This is a genomic window from Phyllobacterium sp. 628, assembly GCF_014189505.1.
GTDB lineage: Bacteria > Pseudomonadota > Alphaproteobacteria > Rhizobiales > Rhizobiaceae > Phyllobacterium.
Genome location: NZ_CP050301.1, coordinates 333,037 through 356,183 on the forward strand (window position 1 = coordinate 333,037; position 23,147 = coordinate 356,183).

A 23,147-nucleotide genomic window follows, 5' to 3' on the forward strand; every position below is an offset into this window, starting at 1 on the left:
GAACTGTGTTTTCGCCCGTCACTCAATGGCCGGTTACAACACGTCGCAAAACGCGGGAGTTACGGCCAAATGCCGTTACGTAACCAAAAAACGTAACAGCCTTTATCAACAGGCTGTGTGTTACGTCACCACATTGTTGCCCGTTAGGGAACGCAACCTTATCAAGTTCATGCAAGTGATTCGCATTCGTTACGGCACAGACATACCCAATGGCATTATCCAACGCAGAGAGACAAAAACGGCACCGTGAGCGGCAGAAGCAAAAGCTCGCCGCCGCCGCACCGAACCTCGCAAGCCAGTATGAAACCATCGGCGCGGATCTGCGCGAAAAGCTCTACAGCCTCATCAACGCTGAAAATGACCGGCGCAGCGTTCTGCGCGATGGCACAGGAAAAGCGCTTGAACTAACCGATTTCAGCCGCGTTATCCTCGATATTGCCCTCAACGAAGATCATTCCGGCCTCGCCGACAAGGCGCGCATGATCCTTTTGGGTGCGTTGTGCATGGGCGAAAGCTCGGACAATGAAATCCGCGAAGCACGCCTGCAAAAGGAAGCCCGGCTTGCCGGTCAGCAGCGCGCCGAAGATGCAACGGCGCAGGAGGAGGAACCGGAAACGGATATGCCGGGCCAGATCAGCCCGCTCGAACATTATATCCGCGTGCCCAATTTCGGTTAGACTGCCGCTTGCCCATATAGTTCCATCGAAGCCAAGCAGGAGATTACCCCATGCCCCATCCGGCCCTGACAGCTGACAATGTTGCCGTAATTACCGGCGGCGCATCCGGCATTGGCCTCGCCGCCGCGATCCGTCTCGCATCGATGGGACTGAAAGTCTGCATCGCCGACCTGCCAGGAGAAAAGCTTGATGCAGCGCTCGCGACGGTGCGCGAACATGGTGAAGCCGCCAATGTCATCGCCGTCAGCACGGATATATCAAAGGTCAAAGACCTCAAGCATCTGCAACAGACTGTTGAAGCCGAGCTTGGGCCGGTCAGCGTGCTCATGAACAATGCCGGCATTCAGCCCGGCAGCAGCGTTTTCAGCCCGGAAAGCTGGGACAGGATCATTGAGGTCAATCTCTTTGGTATCGTGCGTGGCACACAGGTCTTCGGTCCTGCAATGGTTGCCCGGCAAATGCCCGGGCTCATCATCAACACCGGCTCCAAACAAGGCATCACCACCCCACCCGGCGATCCTGCCTATAATGCCTCCAAATCGGGCGTGAAAACCTTCACCGAAGCTTTGCAGCATGAATTGCGCAACACCAAAGACTGTCAGGTGACGGCGCATCTGTTCATTCCGGGTTTTGTCTTCACCGGACTGACCGCTGGCAACAGGACGGAAAAGCCTGCAGGAGCCTGGACGCCGGAGCAGACGGTGGATTTCCTGTTCGCAAGCGTCGATGCCGGGGATTTCTATATCCTGTGCCCGGACAATGATGTGGCGCGCAGCACCGACGAGCGTCGCATTCTTTGGGCAGCGGGCGATATCGTCGAAAACCGCCCGCCCTTGTCACGGTGGCATGAGGACTACCAGAATGCCTTCGCCGCCTTTCTCAAGCGGGAAAAATAAAGCCAAACACGCGATCAGGCGTCGAAGCGTTCGGAAACGAACTGCCAGTTAACAAGCTTGTTGAGCACGGTCTCGACATGTTCGGCCCGGCGGTTTTCGTAATCGAGATAGTAGGCGTGTTCCCACACATCAATACCAAGAAGCGCCTTCTTGCCTTCAGCCAGCGGATCACCCGCATCCTGCATGCCTACCACGGCAATCTTGTCACCATCCTTGACCAGCCAGACCCAGCCGGTGCCGAATACATTGTCTGACTCCGCCACGATCTTTTTCTTCAAACCATCAAGACCGCCAAAGCCGCTTTCGGCAGCCGTTGCAAAAGCACCTTTTGCTGCGGCAGACCCGCCCTTGAACTGTTCCCAGTAGAGATTGTGGTTCCATGCCTGTGCTGCATTGTTGAAGATGGGGACATTGCCTTCCTTCTTGGCTTTCACAACAACCTCATCGAGTGAAAGATCGGCATAGGGCGTCTTTTCAACCAGCGTATTGAGCTTCTTGAAATAGCCCGCATGGTGCTTGCCATAATGCAAGCCAACGGTGCGGGAGGAGATAACAGGGGCAAGTCCATCTTCGGCATAGGGCAATTCCGGCTGCTTGAAAGGTGCGGCCGCATGCGCCTGAATGGCTGGAGCAAAAAGCGTGGTCGCCGCTACGGCGCCTGAAAGCACCAGCATATCGCGTCTGTTCATATCCATCTTGTTCTCCTGAGGGTTGTTAACAGCGAAATCACACGGCCGTTGTCAGCGCCGCTGAGCCTTGGCCATGAACAGAATGTTTGACAGTGCGGAAACGGCACCAAGCGCAGGGAGTTCCCGCATCATCGCAATTTCCCGTTCGTTCTACCACGCTTTGATATGCCAGCGCCCGTCAATTGACCGCGATTGTCCGACAATGCCCGCCACAGCGATAAGTGTTTGAATTATCCAAAGTGCTGGCCTAAGACTTAACGTCCAGGGAGTCTCCATTCCAAACCAAAAACGCCGTGCCGAAATATCCTTCCGGCATAAACGGCCAGCCAATATAAAAGATTGGAATTTTCATGAGCGATATAGCCGCAAACGCGCCTCTCACCGCCGCACCCGATGTCAAAACCCGTTTGAAATCCATCATCGGCGGCTCTGCAGGCAATCTGGTCGAGTGGTATGACTGGTATGTCTACGCCGCCTTTACCCTCTATTTTGCACCGGTGTTTTTCCCATCCGGCAACCAGACTGCCGAACTCCTCAGCGCCGCCGCCGTTTTTGCCGTCGGCTTCCTGATGCGGCCGATCGGTGCCTGGGTGATGGGCATCTATGCAGATCGTAAAGGGCGTAAAGCCGGCCTCACTCTTTCCGTAACGCTGATGTGCCTCGGCTCGCTGCTGATTGCAGTCACCCCCGGCTACGAGACCATCGGCTTGGCAGCACCAACCCTTCTGGTTCTGGCACGCCTGTTGCAGGGTTTGAGTGTTGGCGGTGAATATGGCGCCAGTGCCACCTATCTCAGCGAAATGGCTGGTAAGAACCGCCGCGGCTTTTATTCCAGCTTTCAATATGTAACGTTGATCTCCGGCCAGCTGGTTGCCCTTGTCGTCCTGCTCATCCTGCAGCGGATTTTGACACCGGAGCAGCTTGGTGCCTGGGGCTGGCGTATTCCTTTTGCTATTGGCGGCGTTCTGGCCATCGCGGTTTTCTATATCCGACGCGGGCTTGCCGAGACCCAGTCCTTCCACAATGCCAAAAACTCCGACAAAGCGAAATCCGGCGGCTTTGCCCTGTTTCGGCATTATCCGAAAGAAGCATTCACCGTACTCGCTTTGACTTCAGGCGGCACGCTGGCCTTTTATGCCTACACGACTTACTTGCAAAAATTCCTCGTCAACACGTCAGGCTTCAGCAAGGAATCGTCGAGTGAAATCACCGCGCTGGCGCTTCTGATCTTTATGCTCTGCCAGCCACTTGCTGGTGCGCTTTCCGACAAGATCGGCCGCAAGCCGCTGATGGTTGGCTTCGGCATTCTCGGTGTTCTCTTCACCTATCTGATTTTCTCCACACTCGCCGTCACCACCAGCCCGTACGTTGCCTTTGCATTGTCACTGGCGGGTTTGCTGATCGTCACCGGCTATACCTCAATCAATGCGGTGGTGAAGGCTGAGCTTTTCCCCGCCCACATCCGCGCTCTTGGTGTGGCTTTACCATACGCGCTGGCCAACACGATCTTTGGCGGTACGGCCGAATGGGTGGCCCTGAAGTTCAAGCAGATGGGTCATGAAACATGGTTCTTCTGGTATGTGACCATCATGATCGGCCTGTCGCTGATCGTCTATATCAAGATGCGTGACAGCCGCGACCACAGCCTCATCGAAGAGGATTGATCAAAACTCGGAGGAGGCGCTGCAATCGCTGCAGTGCCTCCCGCTTTGCCCCGACCTTTCATGAACCATTCCGGAAGCATCATGACCTCACCAGCCAATACCAATCCTATCGATCCTGTTAAACTTGACCGTCTGGCAGAAGTTGCCATCAAGATCGGCCTGCAATTGCAGCCCGGACAAGACCTTTTGCTGACAGCGCCGCTGGCTGCGCTGCCGCTGGTACGCCGCATCACCGAACATGCCTATAAGGCTGGGGCCGGTATCGTCACCCCCTTTTATTCCGATGAAGAGGCGACGCTGATGCGATATCGCAATGCGCCGGTCGAAAGTTTCGACCGCGCGGCCGGCTGGCTTTATGAAGGCATGGCCAAGGCTTTTTCAAACAACACAGCGCGCCTCGCCATTGCCGGTGACAATCCCATGCTGCTTTCAGAGCAGGACCCGGAAAAGGTTGCCCGCGCCAACCGCGCCACATCGAAGGCCTACCAGCCTGCGCTGGAAAAGATTGCCGGGTTCGACGTCAACTGGAACATTGTTTCGTATCCGAATCCATCCTGGGCCAAGCAGGTTTTCCCGGATCTTGATGAAGAGGCTGCAGTTGCCAAACTTGCCGATGCCATCTTTGCCGCCTCGCGTGTCGATATCGATGATCCGGTGACAGCCTGGCGCGATCACAATGCAGTCCTGCGTGAACGCCGCGAATGGCTGAACGGCCACAACTTTGCCTCGCTGCATTTCAGGGGACCGGGCACCGATCTTGTTGTCGGCCTTGCGGATGAACATCAGTGGCAGGGCGGCGCATCGACCGCCAAGAATGGCATTACCTGCAACCCGAATATTCCAACCGAGGAAGTTTTCACCACGCCGCACGCCCTGCGTGTAGATGGCCATGTCTCCAGCACCAAGCCGCTGTCCCATCAAGGCACGCTGATCGAGAATATCTCCGTGCGTTTTGAAGGTGGCCAAATCGTCGATGCCAAGGCATCGCGTGGCGAAGAGGTCTTCAACAAGGTCCTCAACACCGATGACGGTGCGCGGCGTCTGGGCGAGGTGGCGCTGGTGCCGCATTCGTCGCCGATCTCGGCTTCCGGCCTCCTGTTCTTCAACACATTGTTCGACGAGAACGCCGCGAGCCACATTGCGCTTGGACAGTGTTACTCAAAATGCTTCGTCAACGGAGACAAGTTGACACCCGAAGAGGTAGCGGCACGCGGTGGCAACAAGAGTCTGATCCACATCGACTGGATGATCGGCTCGGGCGAAATCGATGTTGACGGCATCAACGGGGATGGCAGTTCTGTCCCCGTCATGCGCAAAGGCGAGTGGGCCTGATCTGCCGCTTACAACCACTGCATCAGGATCACGCAGCCAAAAGGCGGCGAAAGCCCTTCAATTGTGGCTAAAAGGTGGAATCGACTGCACTGACTGCATTGATGGTTACAAAATGAGCCACTAGAACCCCTCCCCACGTAATTTTATTGCCATTGGGAGGAGAAATAATGGCTCAGGACGGGTTCGGAAAACGCGCAAGGCTGCTCTTTGCCAGCGCCGTTGGTACCATCATCGAATGGTACGATTTCTTTGTTTTCGCCACATGTGCGGTTCTGGTTTTTGACAAGGCGTTCTTTCCAACCGCCGATCCGGCGACTGGTATCCTGCTTGGGCTAAGCACATTTGCCATCGGTTTCATCGCCCGCCCGCTGGGCGGCATCATCTTTGGCGTGCTTGGTGATCGCATTGGCCGCAAGAATGCGCTCGTGGTCAGCCTTGCCATGATGGGCGGCTCGACCTTTGCCATGGGCCTTCTGCCGACCTATGCGAACGTTGGGGTTCTTGCCCCCATCCTTCTGGTTTTGCTGCGTATTTTTCAAGGCATTGCCGTTGGCGGCGAAGCCACGGGTGCCCTGCTCATCGTGGCCGAATCCATGCCCGGTAAGCAGCGCGGCTTCTGGACCAGCTTCCCGATGATCGGCGGACCGGCCGCAAACGTGCTCGCCGCGGCCACAATCAGCTTTTTGACTTTGCGCTTCGGCGAACAGGGTTTTATCGACTGGGCATGGCGGCTGCCGTTCCTGTTTTCCATAGTTCTGGTTGTTCTTGGCTTCTGGATGCGCCGCAGGGTTGAAGAATCGCCCGCCTTCATCGAATTGGTGGAAAAGCGCAAAACTGTACCCGCTGCGCCCCTGTCCGAAGCCTTCAAGCATTTCAGCAAGCCCATGGGCCAGGTATTTCTGGTCAAAACCGCTGAAAATACATTGTTTTACCTGTTCACCACATTTTTCCTTGTACTGACCGTGCAATTCCTCGGGCTGGCCCGTTCCGTTGGCGTAGGCGCGCTGTTCTGGGGTTCGATCCTTGAAGTGATTGTCATCATGGTCGCCGCCTATGCGTCGGATCGCTTCGGTCGCAAACCATTGATGTTGTTAGGACTTATTGGCGGCCTTGCCGCAGGCGCCTATCTCTTCAGCCTGCCGCACGGCGCCGATCCGCAGCAGGTTCTGCAGGCAACGCTGCTGACCCTGACATTCCATGGCATCATCGTCGGCAGCATGGCGCCGTTCTTCACGGAGCTTTTCCCGACACATGTGCGTTATTCCGCCATGTCGATCAGCTATCAGGTCGCCTCCGTTGTGGGTGGCTCGGTTGCGCCCTTGATCGCTACCCTGCTTCTCAATGCAACAGGCACCCCGCATGCGGTCATCATCTATGCCGCAATCATGGTCATCCCCGGCATTGTCTGTGTGTTCCTGTCACGCGAAACACGCGGAAAAGATCTGACCACAATCTGATATTTGGCCGCCACCGGTTTTCCGGTGGCGGCTTTCTACCGCGTCGAAATGATGGAAGTTTTAGGCCGCCAGACAAGAAGTCTGTTTTCAACCAGCGTGACCAGCCAGTCGACCAGAATGACGAAAGCCATCAGCACGAACATTCCTGCAAACACCCCGGTGACGTCAAACACGCTTTCGGCCTCGTGGATAAGATAGCCAAGTCCCGCCGCAGATCCCAGATATTCCCCGACCACCGCTCCCACTACGGCAAAACCGACAGAGGTGTGTAGCGAGGAGAACATCCATGACAGAGCCGAGGGCATATAGACGTGGCGCAGAAGCTGGCGCTCGTTCATACCCAGCATACGGGCATTGGAAAGAACGGCAGGGCTCACTTCCTTCACGCCCTGATATACATTGAAAAAGACGATGAAAAACACCAGCGTTACGCCAAGCGCCACCTTGGACCAGATGCCAAGCCCGAGCCACAGCGCAAAAATCGGTGCCAGTACCACACGGGGCAAGGCATTGGCTGCTTTGACATAGGGATCGAACACTGCCGCCAGCAAAGGCTTGCGGGCAAACCAGAAGCCGATGATGATGCCGCAGAGCGAACCGATGATAAAGGCCAGCGCTGCTTCGGTCAGAGTGATGCCGAGGTGATACCAGATCGAACCTTCGATGAACCACTGGACCATGCGCTTGCCAACCGCGAGCGGCTCGGCGAAGAAAAAGCTGATGGTTTTCGGATTGCCGATAAGGGTCGTGGTGGAAGCAATATGCCAGAAAACCAGCGTAATCACAGCGACCAGAACCTGCAGGGATAACAGCGTCAACCGGTTCATGACTGGACCTCTTCCGATTGCCGGTAGCCTTTCAGCACTTCCTCTTTCAGCGCATTCCAGATTTCCCGGTGCACTTCATGGAACTGCGGATCAGATCGGATCTCGGCCATATCGCGTGGACGTGGCAGCGGAATCGCGTAATTGCCGATGATGCGCGAAGATGGCCCGGCCGACATGATGATCACCCGGTCCGCAAGGCCAATGGCCTCATCGAGATCGTGGGTGACAAACATCACCGCCTTGCGATCCGCCGACCACAAATTAAGCAGCAAATCACCCATGATCAGCCGTGTCTGTGCATCCAGCGGCCCGAATGGTTCATCCATCAGCAGAATTTTGGGATCGCGGATCAGCACTTGTGCAAGCCCGACACGCTTGCGCTGACCGCCCGACAACATATGCGGATAGCGATCGGCAAAAGCCGCGAGCCCCACCTTGCCAAGCCAGACCCGCGCCCGCTCCAGTGCTTCGCGGCGCGGCGTGCCCGCCACCTCAAGCCCGATAGCGACATTATCGATTGCCGTCTTCCAGGGCATCAGCGAATCCTGCTGGAACAGATAACCCGCATGTTTGTTCAATCCGGCCAGGGGCTTGGCAAATGTCCGCACTTGCCCCTGCGCGGGTTTGAGCAAACCTGCTGTTGCATTCAGCAGCGTGGATTTTCCGCAGCCCGTCGGCCCGACGATGGCGACAAATTCGCGGTCGCTCACTGTCAGGTGGGTTTCGCCGACCGCCTCATAGGTGCCGCCGTCCGGCAACTGGAAAGCAATCTTGACGCCGTCGAGCTCAACCGCATTGGCGTCCAGCCCGGCCTTTTGTGCAATTGTCATCCGTCCTTACGCCTTGATGAAACGGTCATCATAAGTGGCGGCAAGATCGATTGTCGCATTGGCAAATTCCGGATCGAGGATTTTCAATGTGTTGAGAACCGACTGCATTCCTTCCATCGGCAAGACTCCGTCCAGCGAATAGGTCGGGAGCGAATTGGCAATAGCTTTCAGATATAACGGCTTGTCACCAAGCTGATATTCGGCAGGAACGCTGTCGGCAATTTGTTCCGGCGTGGCGCTTTGCAGCCATTTCAGCGATTTGACAAAGGCATTGACCAGCGCTTTTGAGGTGTTGGGGTTCGCATCCGCAAAGTCCTTCTTCACGTAAAGAACCGCCGCCGGATTAGACCCGCCAAACAATGCTCGAGTGCCTTCCTCAGTGCGGGTATCGATGAGGACTTTGATATCGCCGTCGGCTTCCAGCTTGGAAATAACTGGATCGAGATGCGAAATCACATCCACTTGGCCCTGCTTGATAGCAGCCACCGCGCTCGCACCGCCGCCAATGCCTATCAGCGGCGCATCGGACGCTTTGAGACCGGCTTTGACCATCGCATATTGAATGGTCAGCGCGGTCGACGATCCGGGCGCGGTAACACCCAGCTTCAGACCAGCGAAATCAGCCGGGGATTTGACCTTGTCCGCCAGTTCCTTGCGCACGGCAATAACGATGGCAGGAAATCGCCCAAGCTCGCACAGCGCACGGATATCCTGCCCCTTGGCTTGCATGCGAATCGTGTGTTCATAGGCTCCGGTAACGACATCAACCGAACCGCCAACCAACGCCTGCAGGGATTTTGCCCCGCCGCCAAAATCATTGATCGTCACATCAAGCCCTTCGTCTTTGAAGAACCCGCGGCGCTCGGCAATGGTCAGCGGAAGATAATAGAGCAGCGGCTTGCCACCGACACCTAGCGTCAAGCTGGTTTTTTCCAGAGCGCCGCCTGTCTGTGCCAATAGTTTGGTGTTTGATGCCGCCAGCACGGACAGTGCTGCTGTGCTTATCAGAAATTCGCGCCGTTCCATTGTTTTCCTCCCGACATCACTTGCCATCCTCAAGACGCAAAACCCTCGAGGAGTGACGTGATATCTGCCTGTTTTCACGTGTTTTCAAAACGCTACCACCCGGATTCCCGAAGCGCAAGGCGAGGAAACAACCACTCCCCCAGGAGTGATCGCAACAAAAAACGCGCTGGAAACGGGTCCAGCGCGTGATTTTTGAAAGCGTACTTCTTCTTGTGGAGTATCAGGCGACGAGGCGTCCTGCCGTATCGTGCTGGGCATAGGCCTTGCCGAAACGGTTGGCGAGGAACGCATCCAACGCGATATCTTCCTGCTTGAGGAAACCCTGCTGTGGCAGATCGCCATTGGCCAGCATATCAAGGACAGCACAGATGGCCGAAGCCGTGGTGATCTGAATGCCGCTGTAAAGCACATTGCCGATATGACCGCTGTAAACCTTGTTCGCATAGGTTTCCTGCAGCAGACGGCCCTTCTTACGGCCGCTGACGGTCACGAAAATCACCACGACATCCTGCATGGTGGACGGCAGTGCGTTCTCCAGAATGTCCTTGAACACATCGCGGCGGTCGCGCAGGCCAAGATCATTGAGTAGTGCCTTCATGATGGCGGCATGACCGGGATAGCGGATCGTGCGGTAATTCAGCGTCCGAACCTTGCCGAGAAGCGTCTCGCACAAAGTGCCAAGACCGCCGGAAGTATTGAAAGCCTCGTAGGTAACACCGTCGAGCGAGAATTCTTCACGCTCTTCCAGAGGCGGCACTTCAGTCAGTTCGCCGTCAACGATGGCTTCGCATGGTTCGCAATATTCATTGATAACGCCGTCCGTGCTCCAGGTCAGATTGTAGTTGAGCGCATTGGACGGATATTGCGGCAGGGCGCCAACGCGCATGCGCACGCTTTCCAGGCTGTCAAAGCGCTTGGCCAGATCATTGGCAACAATCGAGATGAAACCCGGAGCAAGGCCGCACTGGGGAATGAACGCGGTCTTCGCCGTTGCGGACAGCTGTTTGACAATGCGGGTGCTGGCAACATCTTCGGTCAGATCGAGATAATGCACGCCTGAAGTGGCGGCTGCCTGGGCAATGCGGGTGGTCAGATGGAAAGGAGCGGCGCTGAGGACGGCGAACTTGCCAGCAAGCACTTTTTCCAGCGCGCCTTCTTCACCGATTTCAATGCAGCGGGTCACAACCAGCGGCGAAATATCGAGACCGTCAAGCTGGGCCTGTGCCCGGTCAACAACGGTAACGCGGTAATCTCCGGTATTGGCCAGAAGGTTGGCAATGGTGCCGCCGATTTTACCGGCGCCGACGATGACGATCTCTTTCATGTGTTTCCCCTTGGATTTCAAAGCTTCGTTATTTTCGCAGGCTTGCTCGTCGAAATGAAGCGTGTAAACTGACGATATCACGCCTAAATTTTGGCAATACGCCGTACGAGTTTGACATTATGCTGACAGATGCCGACCACGCCCTGCTTTCCCTGTTGCGCGAGAATGCCCGCGCCTCGACTGCGGACCTCGCCCGCAAGCTCGGAGTGTCGCGCACCACGGTGCAAAGCCGAATCGAGCGGCTGGAAAAACGCGGCATGATTCGCGGCTACAGTGTGCAACTTTCGCCGGAATATGAGCGCAATCTGGTCAAGGCCCATGTGCTGGTTACCGCCCTGCCGAAATTCGCCAAGCGCGTTGAAGAGGCATTGCGGGAAATTGCCTGGGTACGGACCCTGCATTCGGTCAGCGGGCAGTATGATATGATCGTGATCCTGGAAGCACCATCCATCAGCGAGCTTGACACTTTACTGGATCAGATCGGGGCGCTGGAGGGGGTGGAGCGCACTATTTCCTCTATTATCCTCTCAACGCGGATCGACCGTTAAGACCGCGATTTCCGTTTGATCAGAGTCTGCTTGACTATACACAAGTCCCGCACCACGTTGCAAAGACCCGATAATTATTAGCGAACAAATAAAAACACATTTATTTCAACCATTAATTGAGAGACGGCAATAAGCTTGCCCAAAAAAGAAATCCCATGACCAATATTGATTCTAGCCAACTGAATTTTTGCGTCGCCAGCCCTCAAGACGAACAAACTATAGTCGCCATGGCGATTCTTTTTCGAAACCATCTTGAGCGTGATGCGCCAAGTGATGTTCAATTTGGCAACAGTATCCGAAAACTCCTCACATCACAGGATGCTGAGTTCTGCATCGCCACGTATGATGAAAAACCGGTAGGATACGTTCTGCAGCGTTTTCGCTATTCAATGTGGGCCAGCGGATTGGAGGCCACCATTGAGGATCTCTTTGTGGATCCCAAGTCACGCAAACTCGGTATCGGGAAATCACTCATTGGATTTGCCCTTAGCCGGGCACAAAAAGCCGGTTGTGTAGGGGTATGCCTTGATACAAATGAATTCAATATAGCCTCGACTAAAATATACACAGGCTTTGGATTTGATCCATTTCCAAGCGCTGGCAGGGTCGCCAGATTTTCTTTCGAAAAACCTTGTAAAAGACGCTCTTGCAAAAGCCTCTAATCATAACTGTCGAATAAGAACGGCGGTAAATTCCGCTTACCCTTGACTCTCCATGCCATTGGATTCCATAATGGAACATATCATGAACATTTAGAGGAAACCGTGGTGACGACTGTCGACCTTGGGGCTTTACGACGCGATATTGCGGCTTTGAGCGAACGAAACGCGCTCGAAGCCCATGCGCCGCGCACTGCCTTTGATTTCGGCGACAAAAGCATCGACGCGATGCTCAGCAGAGGCTTGCAGCGTGGCGCCCTGCATGAGGTGTTTTCGACCAAGATGAACGATGCGGGCGCTGCAACGGGATTTGTCATCGCCCTTGCCTTGCGATCTGCGGGCGCAAACAGCCCCATTCTCTGGCTGGAAGAGGATTTCGCCATACGGGAGCACGGTTTTCCCTATGCGCCCGGCCTTGAAAACCTTGGGCTTGATCCCGAGCGCCTGATCATCGTGCGTTGCGCTTCACCGCAGGATGTTTTGAAAGCCGCTGCAGACAGTCTGGGCATCCGGGGAACCGGCGCTGTCATCATTGCCCCTTGGAGCAATCCGAAATGCCTCGACCTGACGGCATCGCGCAAATTGCTGCTTACCGCCCAGCAGACAGATGTACCGGCCTTTCTGCTGCGGCTGGGAGCAACACCTGCCGATAATTCCGCTGTCACACGCTGGCTGATCCGGTCCGCACCTTCGCAATCCAGCGGCGCCAGCGCGCCCGGGCATCCGGTGTTCGACGCAACCCTTATTCGCAACAGGCAAGGCATGACAGGTCATTGGATCCTGCAATGGGAGAGTGATGAGCATGTTTTCAGACAGATCGAACCGGTTTCTGGCACTGTGGTTTCCACACCTGCCCACCGACCGCCTCAAACGCGAAAATCCGCAACGGGCTGAGTCCGGCCAGTTCCTCATTGTGGTCGACAAGGTTGCCAATGCCTTGCGCCTGACCGCTACCGACGAGCGGGCGGCCAAGACAGGTTTGCACAAGGGCATGGCTTTGACCGATGCGCGGGCACAGTTCGAACAACTGGACATCGCGTTCGCCTCGCCGCGCAAGGATGCTGCTTTGCTGGAAAAGCTGGCCGATTGGTGTGACCGTTACACCCCCCTGGTGGCATTCGATGGCAATGATGGTTTGATGCTCGATATCACCGGCTGCGTGCACCTTTTTGGCGATGAGCAAAGTCTGCGCAAGGATATCCACCAGCGCCTCAGCCAGCATGGCATGATTGTTCGCTCGGCCATTGCCGACAATCCACCGGCGGCCCGGGCCTTTGCCCGCCATTCACCGGGCGGCGTCATTGGCCAGACGGAACGCGATGCAAAGTTACGCAGCCTGCGCCTTGTCAGCTTGGCTATTGAAGAGGTGCATCTGGCCGGTTTGAAGCGGGCGGGCCTGCGCAGTGTTGGCGATATAGAAGTGCTTCCACGTGCTGCTCTTGCCGCTCGTTTTGGCGCCGGTCTGGTTGACAGTCTCGATGCGCTTTTCGGAAGCAACAGTGAACCCATATCTCCCCGGCGTATTATCCCCGTCTGCATGGCTGAACGGCGGATGGCTGAACCACTGATCGTCATGGAATCGGTCGAACTTGTTCTGCATGCTCTTGGCGATGAACTCTTTCGCCAGTTGCAGAAGCGGGTGGAAGGCGCGCGGGAAATCGAAGCCTCGTTTTTCCGTGTCGACGGCCATGTCCGCCGTCTGAATATTCAGGCTGGTCAGCCGCTTACGGATACAAAGACACTGTTCCGGTTGCTGAAAGAACGGCTCTCCAACCTCGCTGATCCGCTTGATGCGGGTTACGGTTTCGATCTTGTCCGCCTTGCCGCTGTGCGAACCGAGCGAACACAGGTTTTGCAAAAGAGTTTGGATAACAACGTGCAGGAAACCGGGGAGATCGGCAGTCTGATTGACCGCTTGTCCATTCGTCTGGGATCGGGACGTGTCTTGCGGCCAAAGCCTGTCGATACGCATATTCCCGAACGTGCGGTTTCGCTTGAGCCTGCAGCACAGGTCTCCCCCAGCTCACCTCTTGAGTGGACACCAAACCATCATCCGGGGGAGCCACCCATACGGCCGATTCGGCTGTTCCAACCGCCCGAGCACATAGAAACAACAGCGGGAATTCCCGATGGCGCCCCGGCACAATTCATCTGGCGGAGTATCCGGCACTACATTGTTCTGGCCGAAGGACCGGAGCGTATCGCACCGGAATGGTGGCGCGAACATGCGGGCGCTCTAACGCGGGATTACTACCGGCTCGAAGACAATCAGGGCCATCGCTTCTGGGTGTTTCGTGAGGGATTGTATGAACGGGGCACAGTCACGCCGCGCTGGTATCTGCACGGGCTCTTTGCGTAATGCCAGCCTATACGGAACTCGCCGTCACCAGCAATTTTTCCTTTCTCGAAGGCGCATCCCAACCGGAAGAACTGGTGCAGCAGGCTGTGCTGTTGGGACTTGCAGGGATTGGCATTACCGACCGTAATACGCTTGCCGGAGTGGTGCGGGCCTACAAGGCGCATAAGGAACTGACGGAAGACGAGGAGGTCAAGGTAAAGCTCAACCTCTTCATTGGCTGCAGGCTGGTGTTTACTGATGGCACACCGGAGCTGATCGTCTACCCGCGGGACCGGGCTGCCTATGGCCTGCTCTGCCGCCTCCTGAGCACAGGCAAAGAGCGGGCTAAGATCAAAGGCCTGTGTCATCTGGTTCTGAAAGATTTTCTTTTCATCGCCAAAGAATTCCAGATTGCGGTTCTGCCTCCGGCGCGCCCTGATAATGCCTGGGCCGCATTTCTGAAGACTATCTCCATGGCTGCGCCCGGCTCCGTCTGGCTGGGGCTCGCCATGCCCTATCAGGGGGCAGACCGGCGCTATGGGGAAGAGCTGCAACGCAGCGCTGCAGCAGCCAATGTTCCGCTGCTGGCAGTCAACAATGTACTCTATCACACGCCGTCCCGGCGGCCGCTGCAGGATGTGCTGACCTGCATCCGCGAGCATGTCACCATCGATACAGCCGGGCGAAAACTTGAAAGCAATGCGGAACGGCATCTGAAATCACCCGATGACATGCAGTATATTTTCCGGCACTTCCCGGATGCTCTCTTGGAGATCGCGCGCTTTATCAAGCCGATCCAATTCTCTCTCGATATGCTGAAATATGACTATCCGGACGAGCCGGTTCCACCCGGCAAAACACCGCAACAGCATCTGGCCGACGAAACGTGGAAAGGTGCTGTCAGACGTTACCCCAATGGTATTCCGGCTCTCGTGCGCGATCTTCTGGAGAAGGAGTTGGCCTTGATTGGAGAGCTTCAATACGCACCTTATTTTTTGACCGTGCATGACATTGTCACGTATGCGCGGTCGAAAAATATCCTGTGTCAGGGCCGCGGTTCCTCCGCCAATTCCGCCGTCTGTTATTGCCTGCACATCACCGCTGTTGATCCCCAAAATGGCAACGCGCTGTTTGAACGCTTCCTCTCTGCCCAGCGCAAAGAGCCGCCGGATATCGATGTCGATTTCGAACATGAGCGGCGCGAAGAAGTCATGCAATGGGTCTATATGCGCTATGGCCGCACGCGTGCCGCCATTGTCGCGACGGTTATCAGCTACCGACCGCGCAGCGCCATCCGCGATGTCGGCAAGGCCCTGGGCCTGACCGAAGATGTAACCGCAGCCCTCGCCAATACGGTCTGGGGCAGTTGGGGGACCACGGTTGAACAGCAGCAGGTAAGACAGGCGGGCTTGGACCCTGACAACCTCATGATACGCCGCGCCGTCAAGCTGGCGACAGAGTTGATCGGCTTTCCCCGGCATCTCTCCCAGCATGTCGGCGGTTTTGTGCTGACGCAGCACCGGCTTGATGAAACCGTTCCCATTGGCCCGGCAGCCATGAAGGACCGCTCCTTCATCGAATGGGACAAGGACGACATCAATACGCTGAACATCATGAAAGTGGATGTGCTGTCACTCGGTATGCTGACCTGCATCCGCAAGGCCTTCGATCTGATCCATCAGCATGGCGGCGAATACTATGAGCTTGCAACCGTCGAGCAAGACGATTCCAAGGTTTACGACATGCTGTGTAAGGCCGATTCCCTCGGGGTGTTTCAGGTGGAAAGCCGCGCCCAGATGAACATGCTGCCACGTCTGCAACCCAGAAAATTCTATGATCTGGTGATTGAGGTTGCCATCGTGCGTCCTGGACCCATTCAAGGCGATATGGTCCATCCCTATCTGCGGCGACGCAAGGGCATCGAAAAGGTTCATTATCCGTCCCCTTCTCCCGAATATGGCGACAAGGACGAACTGAAAAAGTCCTTGAGAAAACCCTTGGCGTTCCCCTGTTTCAGGAACAGGCCATGCGCATTGCCATCGAAGCGGCGGGTTTTACACCTGACGAAGCCAATAAGTTGCGCAGCGCCATGGCAACATTCCGCAATCGCGGCACCATTCATAAAATGCAGGAAAAGATGGTGGAAGGCATGGTGCGCCGCGGCTATGAGCGCACCTTTGCCGAAAACTGTTTCAACCAGATCAAAGGTTTTGGTGAGTATGGATTTCCGGAAAGCCACGCGGCAAGTTTTGCCATCCTTGTCTACATTTCCTCATGGATCAAATGCCACCATCCGGCCGCCTTTGCAGCCTCATTGCTGAATTCACAGCCCATGGGCTTCTATGCCCCCGCCCAGATCATTCGCGATGCGCGCGATCACGACGTCGAAGTACGCCCGGTCGATATCAATTTCAGTGAATGGGACAACACGCTGGAAGCGCGTGGTGAAGCACTTGGCGTCCGGCTTGGATTTCGGCAAGTGGACGGATTTTCCAAAGTCTGGGCGGAAGAAATCTGCGCAAAGCGGCAGCGGCACTATACGGATATCGAGGAGGTACGCCGCCTGACACAGCTCGAACGGCGCGCCTTTGTGCTTCTCGCCGACGCCGACGCATTCCGCTCCCTCAGCATCGACCGTCGTGAGGCCTTATGGGCTGTCCGACGCTTTCCGGACAATACAACCCTCCCTCTCTTTCAGGCGGCTGAAACCAATGAATTGGCTGAGGAAGCCGAAACAAGATTGCCGCGCATGAAATTGGCGGAACATGTCATCGCGGATTATGAATCGATCCGGCTTTCCCTGAAGGGACATCCAATGGAGTTTCTGCGGGATGGTCTTGCTGCCGAAGGCGTCGTTTCCTGCAAACAGGCCACCGGGATGCCAAGCAACAGGCGGGTGAAAGTAGCGGGAGTGGTGACTGTGCGGCAAAGACCGGGCAGCGCCAAAGGCGTGGTCTTCATGACAATTGAGGACGAAACGGGTATTGCCAATATCATCGTCTGGTCCAAGACTATGGCCATCTATCGCAAGGAGGTGATGGGCTCACGCCTCATCCTCATCGAGGGCACCGTACAAAGCAGCGATAATGTCACCCATATTGTTGCCCGGAAGCTTATCGATCGGACAGGAGATCTCTACCGGCTTTCCGAGCAATTGCCGTCCATACCCGTCTCACGCGGAGATGAGGTGGTCTACCCCATCCCCGATCAGTCGCGTGGCGGCCATCCGCGCAAGGTGCGTATCCTGCCCAAATCACGCGATTTTCATTAGGTTTTTTTGCCATCCCCAGCCATGGCTGTCCTGTCTATGGCCGTAATCATGCAAATTTCCAGATCCCCAATTCCATCCATAATTTCTTCCTGCGAAATACCGGCCTTCTCTGCTTCCGCAGTGCATTGGGCAACGAGTTGTTTGGGTCTGACATCGTTATGTGCCATATCCGCCGGACGCGTCGCATGAACATTGGCGTCAATCCAGTTGTTGACGAAATCGATTGCGCGCTGGCTCATTTTTCTCTCCTTCTCAAGATTATACACCTGCAATCAAAACTGCTGGCATTGCAGAAGGTTGCGAAAAAACAGCCGGTCACGCGGCTTCCAGAGCCCAAACCTTGAACTTCGTCAGAATATTTGGACCGAAAACATTGGTTAGAGGAACGTCAGCAGCATCCCGGCCATGTGCCACTTTTACCCGGCCGATACGCGGCTTGTTATTACGCGGATCAAAAGCATGCCACTGCCCGCCGAGATAGACTTCCATCCAGGCACAGAAATCCATGGCTGAGTGCGGCAACGGTACGCCGATATCAGTGATATAGCCGGTGCAGTAGCGGGTGGGGATATTAAGGCACCGGGTAAAAGCCACCGCCAGATGGGTGAAATCACGGCAAACGCCGCGCCCCTCCTGATAGCCGGATGCCGCCGTGCGCGTCGGATTGGAGAACTCGTAGCCAAAGGTGATGTGGTTGTGAACGTAATCGCAAACGGCCTGAACCCGTTGCCATCCCTCGGGTGCATAGCCAAACAGCCGCCATGCTTCCTCGCTCAGAATATCCGTTTCGCAATACCGGCTGCCAAGCAGATAGACCAGCGTTTCAGCCGGTAAATCCTGCACCTTGTGCTGGACCGCATCGAGCACCACCGGATCGGGCATCCCACTATCATGGATGATGGCGTTGGTCGTGCAGGTGAACTGGCCGGGAGCCGCGAGAATGCGGTTACACCAATTGCCGAACTGATCGTGATAGCCGTCAACACTCGCGCCAAATGTCGACTGAAACGTCTCGATGCCTTCAATGTCTTCCACCCGCGAATGGTGGATATTCAATATGGCAATCAAGGGTGTCTCCTGGGGGAAGTCAAAACTCAATTCACACCCGACGTTCAGTCTCATACCAAGCCCCTCAAGACGTTATATGTTTGATTTTTACGTTATGCGTTCAGGACGACAGACAATCGGACAAAAAGCAACCGGCTCGAAACCGAGCCGGTCAAAACTTTTCAGCCATGGAGCAATCAGGCCCGGTCAACGACCTTTTTTACCGCATCCTTGGCCTTGCCTTTTGCCTGTTGGGCTTCACCCTTGATTTCCTGGGCCTTGCCCTTGGCCTGCAATGTCTTGTTACCGGTTGCCTTGCCAGCTGCCTGCTTCAAATTGCCTGCGGCTTCGTTTGCAAGTCCGGAAATTTTATCGCTTGTGCTACCCATGGGTAAACTCCTTGAATGTTCATACACGGGAAGTAAACGGCCCACGGCATACTTGGTTCCGGTTTGAATGAAAATATTCAACGCATTGAAAACAAATGGTATTTAATTTTCTATAAGCAAAAACCCGGCGCCCACGGGGGGCACAGGCACCGGGTTCTGAACGTACTGATCACCACTGGATCAGCTTCTTTGAAACGTGATCGGGCGTGCTTGGTTCCCGCTAAAATTGCGTATTGCCAAATACATCCTCTGCCACTCTGCTTTATGCGAGAACATGCTTGAGCGCCTCACCGATCGAAGAGGCGAAAAAACAGTTTCGGGTGGAGCCGACAATCTTCTCACCGTCCACCTCGCCAGCATCCTCAGCCCAGAACCCGATGACGATCTTGATCCGCACATTGCGCCGGCGGATACGCCGGACAAGATAGCGCGCATGTGCCACAGAGGATGTATTGAGATAGCTGACGTAAATGGCGCTTGCATCCGCAAGTTCGAGTTTACCGATGTTCACCGTCTCGAGTTCTTCGTAGGCGATATCGCGAACCTCGAACCCTTCACGCTCCAGCATGTCACCAATAATAACTGCGGCGGCATCATCCAGATTGCCGCGACCGCCAGCGGAAATGATCGTCCTGGGCTTCGGTGCCTTTGCAGGGGATTTCTTGACCTCGGCTTCTGCAGCAGCTTCTTCCTCGTCATCCAACGCATCCTTATGATCCGATAGATTCTCAACCAGACGGATCATGCTCTGCGCCACACGGCTGCGCCGCGTTGCATCAAGCACGCCGCGCCCGCGATCATGTTCGGCAAGGAACAAGGCTGGAACTGCGACTGACACGTAATAGTCGGCGAGGGACGATTCCTGCAGATAATCCTCGGCCTTCTCAGTCGCTTCGTCCGGATCACCCGAAAGTAACCGCTGATAAAGCTGTTGCGGCGGCAAAAGCACTGGCTCATTGCCAAGCAGAACATCCAGAAATTCAAACTTCGGCACATGACGACCCAGTACCACGAGACATACGGTCAGTGGTGTCGACAGAAACAGCCCGATCGGTCCCCATATCCATGTCCAGACAATTGCCGCGAGCAAAATCGCCACCGGCGAAAGACCTGTTCTTGAGCCATAAAGAACAGGCTCCAGAATATTGTTGCTGATCAGTTCAAGCACGATGAAGAGGGCGGCTGTCCAGAACAACAGCATCCACCCCGGATCCACCGCTAACGAAAGAAGAAGCGGAAAGAATGCCGCAATGAACGGGCCGATATAGGGCACGAAACGCAGCGCAATTGCCAGAAGCCCCCACAGCATCGGATTGGGGATGCCAATAAGCCAAAGACCTATCCCGATGGGAACGCCAAAGCAGATATTGATGACCAATTGCATCAGGAGATACTGGCCAACGCGCTTGCCCGCATCATGCAGTGCGGTCGTGGTGCGGTGAATGTCACTGGCACCAACAAGCCGGATGAACCGGTCGCGCAAATCTTCACGCCGGAGCAGCATGAAGATGACAAAGACGATAACGATACCAATGGTCGCCAGGGGCTGGATCAGCGGTCCGGCCACAGTCTGCAGCAACTGCAATGGATCGGGCGGGGGATAACGGATTTCCACCGGTACAGGTTTGTTTGCATCGTCAGTGCGCAGCGGTGAATTGTTTTGCGTCTGCGATTCAACGTTCTGGGGCGGCCGTTGGGCTGTGTTGTCAGCATTACCACCCGACGGAAAGCGCTCGACTGCATCCGAACGGCCGATTTCCTCACCAAGCCGTTTGAACATACGGGCGCCGCGATCAAAAATACCATTCCCCGACTGGGCATCCTTGATCGTGCGAATCTTAGCTTCGATATTGTATTGATAGCTTGGCAGATTTTGCGCCAAAACCGTCAATTGGCCCACGACGATGGTGGCAAAAAGAAAAATAGCGATGAATGCCGTCAGCACGACGCTGACGACGGACAGAGCTTTGGGCACGCCAAACCTATGAAGCTTGGTCACTAGTGGCGACAGTGCAAAGGTTAGAAGCAATGCCAAGGCAAGCGGAACAAAAATATCCCGGGCGAAATACAGGGCCGCAACAACTGATATCGCCACAATGATAGGCGGGAACTGCATCCGCCCGTCCGTTTCTTGCGACCGCGGTGCGTAAATTGACTTCCGGGTTACACGCTCGACAGCCCGAGTCGACAAGCCCTCGATATCCTCATCAGAAGGCATGACCACCCCGTTTGCCCGAATTCATGATGTCCCTCTTCGCTAAATCCCGACACTGAAACGAAGCCGGCTGAATTTGGTTGCATGGAGCTATGCTGCCGCATGCGGAATTAATTCAAACACTCATTTTCCCAGCTCCAGAACCATCAGAACACGTCACGACGGCGCGGAACCAAAATCCAAGTTGCGGGTTTTCGATTCATCTGATCGTCCAGAAAAAGGATGGAACAATGCCGGTCACAACAATCCTGATCATTATTTTGCTTTTGGTGGTCATCGGCGTTTTTCCAAGCTGGCCGCATTCACGCAGCTGGGGTTACGGCCCGTCCGGTCTGCTCGGTGTTGTGCTGGTTGTTCTTCTCATCCTGCTTTTGATGGGACGTATCTAGTTGAAACAATTCGCATTCTGATCTGACCCACAGATCGGCCTGCGTGACAAAGGAGTTACTCAATATGCTTCGTGGCGTTTTGCTTTGGCTTATTGGCCTGCCGTTGCCCATCATCCTGATTCTTTGGTTCCTCGGCTATCTTTCATAATCCCATTTGAAATTGCAGGCTTTGCGCCGGCCGTTTTGGCCGGCATTTTTCACTCTTAAAATGCACAGGAATATAATTCTATGATGAAACAACTCTTTGCCACCACAGCTCTCGTTATCATCCTGACAGGGTCCAACCTCGCGCAGGCTGAAGACGTACCGGTGTCAGCCGCGCATGGCATTTTCCATGACAAGACCAGAACCGTGCCAAATGGCGACCGTTACCTGAAGTCGCAGCCGGGGCAGGTCCTTGCGTCGGGTATTATCGGCCAGACCGTCTACAACAGCACGCACGATGATGCCGCAGCCATTGGCGTGGTCAAAGACCTGCTGCTTGATGCCAAGGGCACGGCAGAGGCGGCCATTGTCGGCGTCGGCGGCTTCCTCGGCGTGGGCGAAAAAGATGTTGCCGTTGGGTTAGGTGAACTCACATGGACCAACAAGGCCGACGACAAGCGCTGGCTGGTGATTGCAACCACCAAGGAAGAGTTGGAGAAGGCACCAGCCTTTGACAAGGCAGCTCTTCTCGCAGGCGGTGTTGTCGTGGCCGCAGAACCAGCGCTGCAACCGGCAAAACCACCCGCTGACGTTACCGCAGTTGACAGAGACGGTTTGAAGGCCGTCCCGGCAACGGCCGTGAGCGCTGAAAAGCTTATCGGCACAACAGTCTACGGTTCAGACGATGAAACACTCGGGTCTGTCGGCGATGCTCTTATGACGCCGGACGGTCAGGTCGAAGCGTTTGTCGTGGATGTGGGCGGTTTCCTTGGCCTTGGTAAGAAGCCCATTGCCATATCAATCGAGAACCTGGATTTGCTGGCGGACAAGAACGGCAAGATCGCCGTCTACACGCCTTTTACCAAGCAGCAGCTGGAAGCACACCCTGCCTATAGCGAGGAAGCCTACAAGGCCAATAGCGAGAAGATTCTGCTGAGAGGCAGCGCCGAATAAACACGACTGGCAGCATTTCAACCCAAAATAGGATCGCCGCTTTTACGGCGGTCCTTTCGCGCTTGGAACAAATAGCCGCTCCCGGCGTTTCCACACCATATGAAACCCATATTTCTCAAGGAGTTCCCTTAATGGCGTCAGTTTCTTCGAAGGTTCGCAAAGCCGTTGACGATGCAACAGAATCCAATCCTGATCTGGAAGCGCAGGTTGCTGCCCTGAAGGAGGATATTGCGAGCATCGCTGCAACGCTTGCCAAGATCGGCAAGCAGTCTGCGCGTGAAGCCACAAGCAACGCCTCAAGCACCCTTGAAAGCGCCAAGGCGCGCGGTGAAGATGCACTGGATGAAATTCGGACACAGGTCCGTGCGCTGGAAGACCAGCTGACAGAAACGGTGCGGGAAAACCCATTGACCACGGTTGCTGTTGCCGCAGGTGTTGGTTTCCTTCTGGCTCTTATAGCCCGTCGCTGAC

Annotated in this window: 21 protein-coding genes and 1 pseudogene; 13 read left to right on the forward strand and 9 right to left on the reverse strand. The window is 55.4% G+C overall.

Going from position 1 to position 23,147, the window contains the following annotated elements; translation table 11 throughout:
- Positions 1 to 209 precede the first annotated feature (209 nt).
- Together HB779_RS03185 and HB779_RS03190 are read left to right on the forward strand one after the other, a co-directional pair.
- Positions 210 to 677 (forward strand): hypothetical protein, encoded by a 468-nt coding sequence (locus HB779_RS03185; protein ID WP_188344366.1) that lies wholly within the window; start codon positions 210 to 212, stop codon positions 675 to 677.
- Positions 678 to 727: 50 nt separating this feature from the next.
- On the forward strand, positions 728 to 1,573 hold the full coding sequence (locus HB779_RS03190) for an SDR family oxidoreductase (RefSeq protein ID WP_188344367.1): 846 nt from the start codon (positions 728 to 730) through the stop codon (positions 1,571 to 1,573).
- Between the two features lie 14 nt (positions 1,574 to 1,587).
- On the opposite strand, the gene HB779_RS03195 is transcribed toward HB779_RS03190, so the two are convergent.
- On the reverse strand, positions 1,588 to 2,268 hold the full coding sequence (locus HB779_RS03195; protein ID WP_188344368.1) for a superoxide dismutase: 681 nt from the start codon (positions 2,266 to 2,268) through the stop codon (positions 1,588 to 1,590).
- A 344-nt stretch (positions 2,269 to 2,612) separates the two neighbouring features.
- Between HB779_RS03195 and HB779_RS03200 the strand changes: the two genes are divergently transcribed.
- The 3 genes from HB779_RS03200 (at position 2,613) to HB779_RS03210 (ending at position 6,715) form a co-directional block, all read left to right on the forward strand.
- Positions 2,613 to 3,926, forward strand: coding sequence for an MFS transporter (locus HB779_RS03200; protein ID WP_188344369.1), 1,314 nt, complete (start codon positions 2,613 to 2,615; stop codon positions 3,924 to 3,926).
- Between the two features lie 81 nt (positions 3,927 to 4,007).
- Positions 4,008 to 5,258 (forward strand): aminopeptidase, encoded by a 1,251-nt coding sequence (locus HB779_RS03205; protein WP_188344370.1) that lies wholly within the window; start codon positions 4,008 to 4,010, stop codon positions 5,256 to 5,258.
- Positions 5,259 to 5,425: 167 nt separating this feature from the next.
- On the forward strand, positions 5,426 to 6,715 hold the full coding sequence (locus HB779_RS03210; RefSeq protein WP_188344371.1) for an MFS transporter: 1,290 nt from the start codon (positions 5,426 to 5,428) through the stop codon (positions 6,713 to 6,715).
- Between the two features lie 35 nt (positions 6,716 to 6,750).
- Here the strand turns inward: HB779_RS03210 and HB779_RS03215 are convergent, their stop codons facing one another.
- The 4 genes from HB779_RS03215 to HB779_RS03230 all read right to left on the reverse strand — a co-directional run bounded on the left by HB779_RS03215 (position 6,751) and on the right by HB779_RS03230 (position 10,722).
- The gene (locus HB779_RS03215; protein ID WP_188344372.1) at positions 6,751 to 7,542 is read right to left on the reverse strand and encodes an ABC transporter permease; all 792 of its coding nucleotides are present in this window, start codon (positions 7,540 to 7,542) and stop codon (positions 6,751 to 6,753) included.
- Positions 7,539 to 8,372, reverse strand: a complete 834-nt coding sequence (locus tag HB779_RS03220) for an ABC transporter ATP-binding protein (RefSeq protein WP_188344373.1) — start codon at positions 8,370 to 8,372, stop codon at positions 7,539 to 7,541. The genes HB779_RS03215 and HB779_RS03220 overlap by 4 nt, the downstream gene beginning before the upstream one ends.
- A 6-nt stretch (positions 8,373 to 8,378) precedes the next feature.
- Complete coding sequence (locus HB779_RS03225; RefSeq protein ID WP_188344374.1) at positions 8,379 to 9,398, reverse strand: ABC transporter substrate-binding protein; 1,020 nt, start codon at positions 9,396 to 9,398, stop codon at positions 8,379 to 8,381.
- A 220-nt stretch (positions 9,399 to 9,618) separates the two neighbouring features.
- Positions 9,619 to 10,722, reverse strand: a complete 1,104-nt coding sequence (locus HB779_RS03230) for a saccharopine dehydrogenase family protein (RefSeq protein WP_188344375.1) — start codon at positions 10,720 to 10,722, stop codon at positions 9,619 to 9,621.
- Between the two features lie 119 nt (positions 10,723 to 10,841).
- Here HB779_RS03230 and HB779_RS03235 point away from each other — a divergent pair, with 119 nt between their 5' ends.
- The 5 genes and pseudogenes from HB779_RS03235 to HB779_RS03255 all read left to right on the forward strand — a co-directional run bounded on the left by HB779_RS03235 (position 10,842) and on the right by HB779_RS03255 (position 17,538).
- Positions 10,842 to 11,270, forward strand: a complete 429-nt coding sequence (locus HB779_RS03235; RefSeq protein ID WP_188344376.1) for an Lrp/AsnC family transcriptional regulator — start codon at positions 10,842 to 10,844, stop codon at positions 11,268 to 11,270.
- A 155-nt stretch (positions 11,271 to 11,425) separates the two neighbouring features.
- On the forward strand, positions 11,426 to 11,932 hold the full coding sequence (locus tag HB779_RS03240; RefSeq protein ID WP_188344377.1) for a GNAT family N-acetyltransferase: 507 nt from the start codon (positions 11,426 to 11,428) through the stop codon (positions 11,930 to 11,932).
- A 105-nt stretch (positions 11,933 to 12,037) separates the two neighbouring features.
- Positions 12,038 to 12,823, forward strand: a complete 786-nt coding sequence (locus HB779_RS03245; RefSeq protein ID WP_188344378.1) for an ImuA family protein — start codon at positions 12,038 to 12,040, stop codon at positions 12,821 to 12,823.
- Between the two features lie 19 nt (positions 12,824 to 12,842).
- Complete coding sequence (locus HB779_RS03250; protein WP_188345755.1) at positions 12,843 to 14,288, forward strand: DNA polymerase Y family protein; 1,446 nt, start codon at positions 12,843 to 12,845, stop codon at positions 14,286 to 14,288.
- Positions 14,288 to 17,538 (forward strand): annotated as a pseudogene (locus HB779_RS03255) (error-prone DNA polymerase). Before HB779_RS03250 ends, HB779_RS03255 begins: the two are co-directional and overlap by 1 nt.
- Here HB779_RS03255 and HB779_RS03260 read toward each other — a convergent pair.
- From HB779_RS03260 to HB779_RS03275, 4 genes are all read right to left on the reverse strand, one after another.
- Positions 17,535 to 17,777, reverse strand: a complete 243-nt coding sequence (locus HB779_RS03260; protein ID WP_188344379.1) for a DUF768 domain-containing protein — start codon at positions 17,775 to 17,777, stop codon at positions 17,535 to 17,537. The pseudogene HB779_RS03255 and the gene HB779_RS03260 overlap by 4 nt on opposite strands.
- Before the next feature lie 76 nt (positions 17,778 to 17,853).
- Positions 17,854 to 18,660, reverse strand: a complete 807-nt coding sequence (locus HB779_RS03265) for a transglutaminase family protein (protein ID WP_188344380.1) — start codon at positions 18,658 to 18,660, stop codon at positions 17,854 to 17,856.
- A 122-nt stretch (positions 18,661 to 18,782) separates the two neighbouring features.
- Positions 18,783 to 18,974, reverse strand: coding sequence for a CsbD family protein (locus HB779_RS03270; protein ID WP_188344381.1), 192 nt, complete (start codon positions 18,972 to 18,974; stop codon positions 18,783 to 18,785).
- 262 nt (positions 18,975 to 19,236) lie between these two features.
- Positions 19,237 to 21,090: an AI-2E family transporter gene (locus tag HB779_RS03275; protein ID WP_244642452.1), complete on the reverse strand. Its 1,854-nt coding sequence runs from the start codon at positions 21,088 to 21,090 to the stop codon at positions 19,237 to 19,239.
- 329 nt (positions 21,091 to 21,419) lie between these two features.
- Between HB779_RS03275 and HB779_RS03280 the strand changes: the two genes are divergently transcribed.
- The 3 genes from HB779_RS03280 (at position 21,420) to HB779_RS03290 (ending at position 23,146) form a co-directional block, all read left to right on the forward strand.
- Positions 21,420 to 21,578: a DUF3309 family protein gene (locus HB779_RS03280; protein ID WP_188344383.1), complete on the forward strand. Its 159-nt coding sequence runs from the start codon at positions 21,420 to 21,422 to the stop codon at positions 21,576 to 21,578.
- Positions 21,579 to 21,806: 228 nt separating this feature from the next.
- The gene (locus tag HB779_RS03285; RefSeq protein WP_244642453.1) at positions 21,807 to 22,676 is read left to right on the forward strand and encodes a PRC-barrel domain-containing protein; all 870 of its coding nucleotides are present in this window, start codon (positions 21,807 to 21,809) and stop codon (positions 22,674 to 22,676) included.
- Positions 22,677 to 22,807: 131 nt separating this feature from the next.
- Positions 22,808 to 23,146, forward strand: coding sequence for a YqjD family protein (locus HB779_RS03290; RefSeq protein WP_188344384.1), 339 nt, complete (start codon positions 22,808 to 22,810; stop codon positions 23,144 to 23,146).
- Position 23,147: the final 1 nt, after the last annotated feature.

Bases quoted from the DNA above. Each gene is read 5' to 3' on its own strand.
- HB779_RS03205 (WP_188344370.1), top strand. From the start codon at position 4,008: ATGACCTCACCAGCCAATACCAATCCTATCGATCCTGTTAAACTTGAC.
- HB779_RS03265 (WP_188344380.1), bottom strand. From the start codon at position 18,660: ATGAGACTGAACGTCGGGTGTGAATTGAGTTTTGACTTCCCCCAGGAG.
- HB779_RS03290 (WP_188344384.1), top strand. From the start codon at position 22,808: ATGGCGTCAGTTTCTTCGAAGGTTCGCAAAGCCGTTGACGATGCAACA.
- HB779_RS03190 (WP_188344367.1), top strand. From the start codon at position 728: ATGCCCCATCCGGCCCTGACAGCTGACAATGTTGCCGTAATTACCGGC.
- HB779_RS03235 (WP_188344376.1), top strand. From the start codon at position 10,842: ATGCTGACAGATGCCGACCACGCCCTGCTTTCCCTGTTGCGCGAGAAT.
- HB779_RS03260 (WP_188344379.1), bottom strand. From the start codon at position 17,777: ATGAGCCAGCGCGCAATCGATTTCGTCAACAACTGGATTGACGCCAAT.
- HB779_RS03270 (WP_188344381.1), bottom strand. From the start codon at position 18,974: ATGGGTAGCACAAGCGATAAAATTTCCGGACTTGCAAACGAAGCCGCA.
- HB779_RS03275 (WP_244642452.1), bottom strand. From the start codon at position 21,090: ATGCAGTTCCCGCCTATCATTGTGGCGATATCAGTTGTTGCGGCCCTG.
- HB779_RS03185 (WP_188344366.1), top strand. From the start codon at position 210: ATGGCATTATCCAACGCAGAGAGACAAAAACGGCACCGTGAGCGGCAG.
- HB779_RS03225 (WP_188344374.1), bottom strand. From the start codon at position 9,398: ATGGAACGGCGCGAATTTCTGATAAGCACAGCAGCACTGTCCGTGCTG.
- HB779_RS03230 (WP_188344375.1), bottom strand. From the start codon at position 10,722: ATGAAAGAGATCGTCATCGTCGGCGCCGGTAAAATCGGCGGCACCATT.
- HB779_RS03220 (WP_188344373.1), bottom strand. From the start codon at position 8,372: ATGACAATTGCACAAAAGGCCGGGCTGGACGCCAATGCGGTTGAGCTC.
- HB779_RS03195 (WP_188344368.1), bottom strand. From the start codon at position 2,268: ATGGATATGAACAGACGCGATATGCTGGTGCTTTCAGGCGCCGTAGCG.
- HB779_RS03200 (WP_188344369.1), top strand. From the start codon at position 2,613: ATGAGCGATATAGCCGCAAACGCGCCTCTCACCGCCGCACCCGATGTC.
- HB779_RS03215 (WP_188344372.1), bottom strand. From the start codon at position 7,542: ATGAACCGGTTGACGCTGTTATCCCTGCAGGTTCTGGTCGCTGTGATT.
- HB779_RS03240 (WP_188344377.1), top strand. From the start codon at position 11,426: ATGACCAATATTGATTCTAGCCAACTGAATTTTTGCGTCGCCAGCCCT.
- HB779_RS03280 (WP_188344383.1), top strand. From the start codon at position 21,420: ATGCCGGTCACAACAATCCTGATCATTATTTTGCTTTTGGTGGTCATC.
- HB779_RS03210 (WP_188344371.1), top strand. From the start codon at position 5,426: ATGGCTCAGGACGGGTTCGGAAAACGCGCAAGGCTGCTCTTTGCCAGC.
- HB779_RS03285 (WP_244642453.1), top strand. From the start codon at position 21,807: ATGATGAAACAACTCTTTGCCACCACAGCTCTCGTTATCATCCTGACA.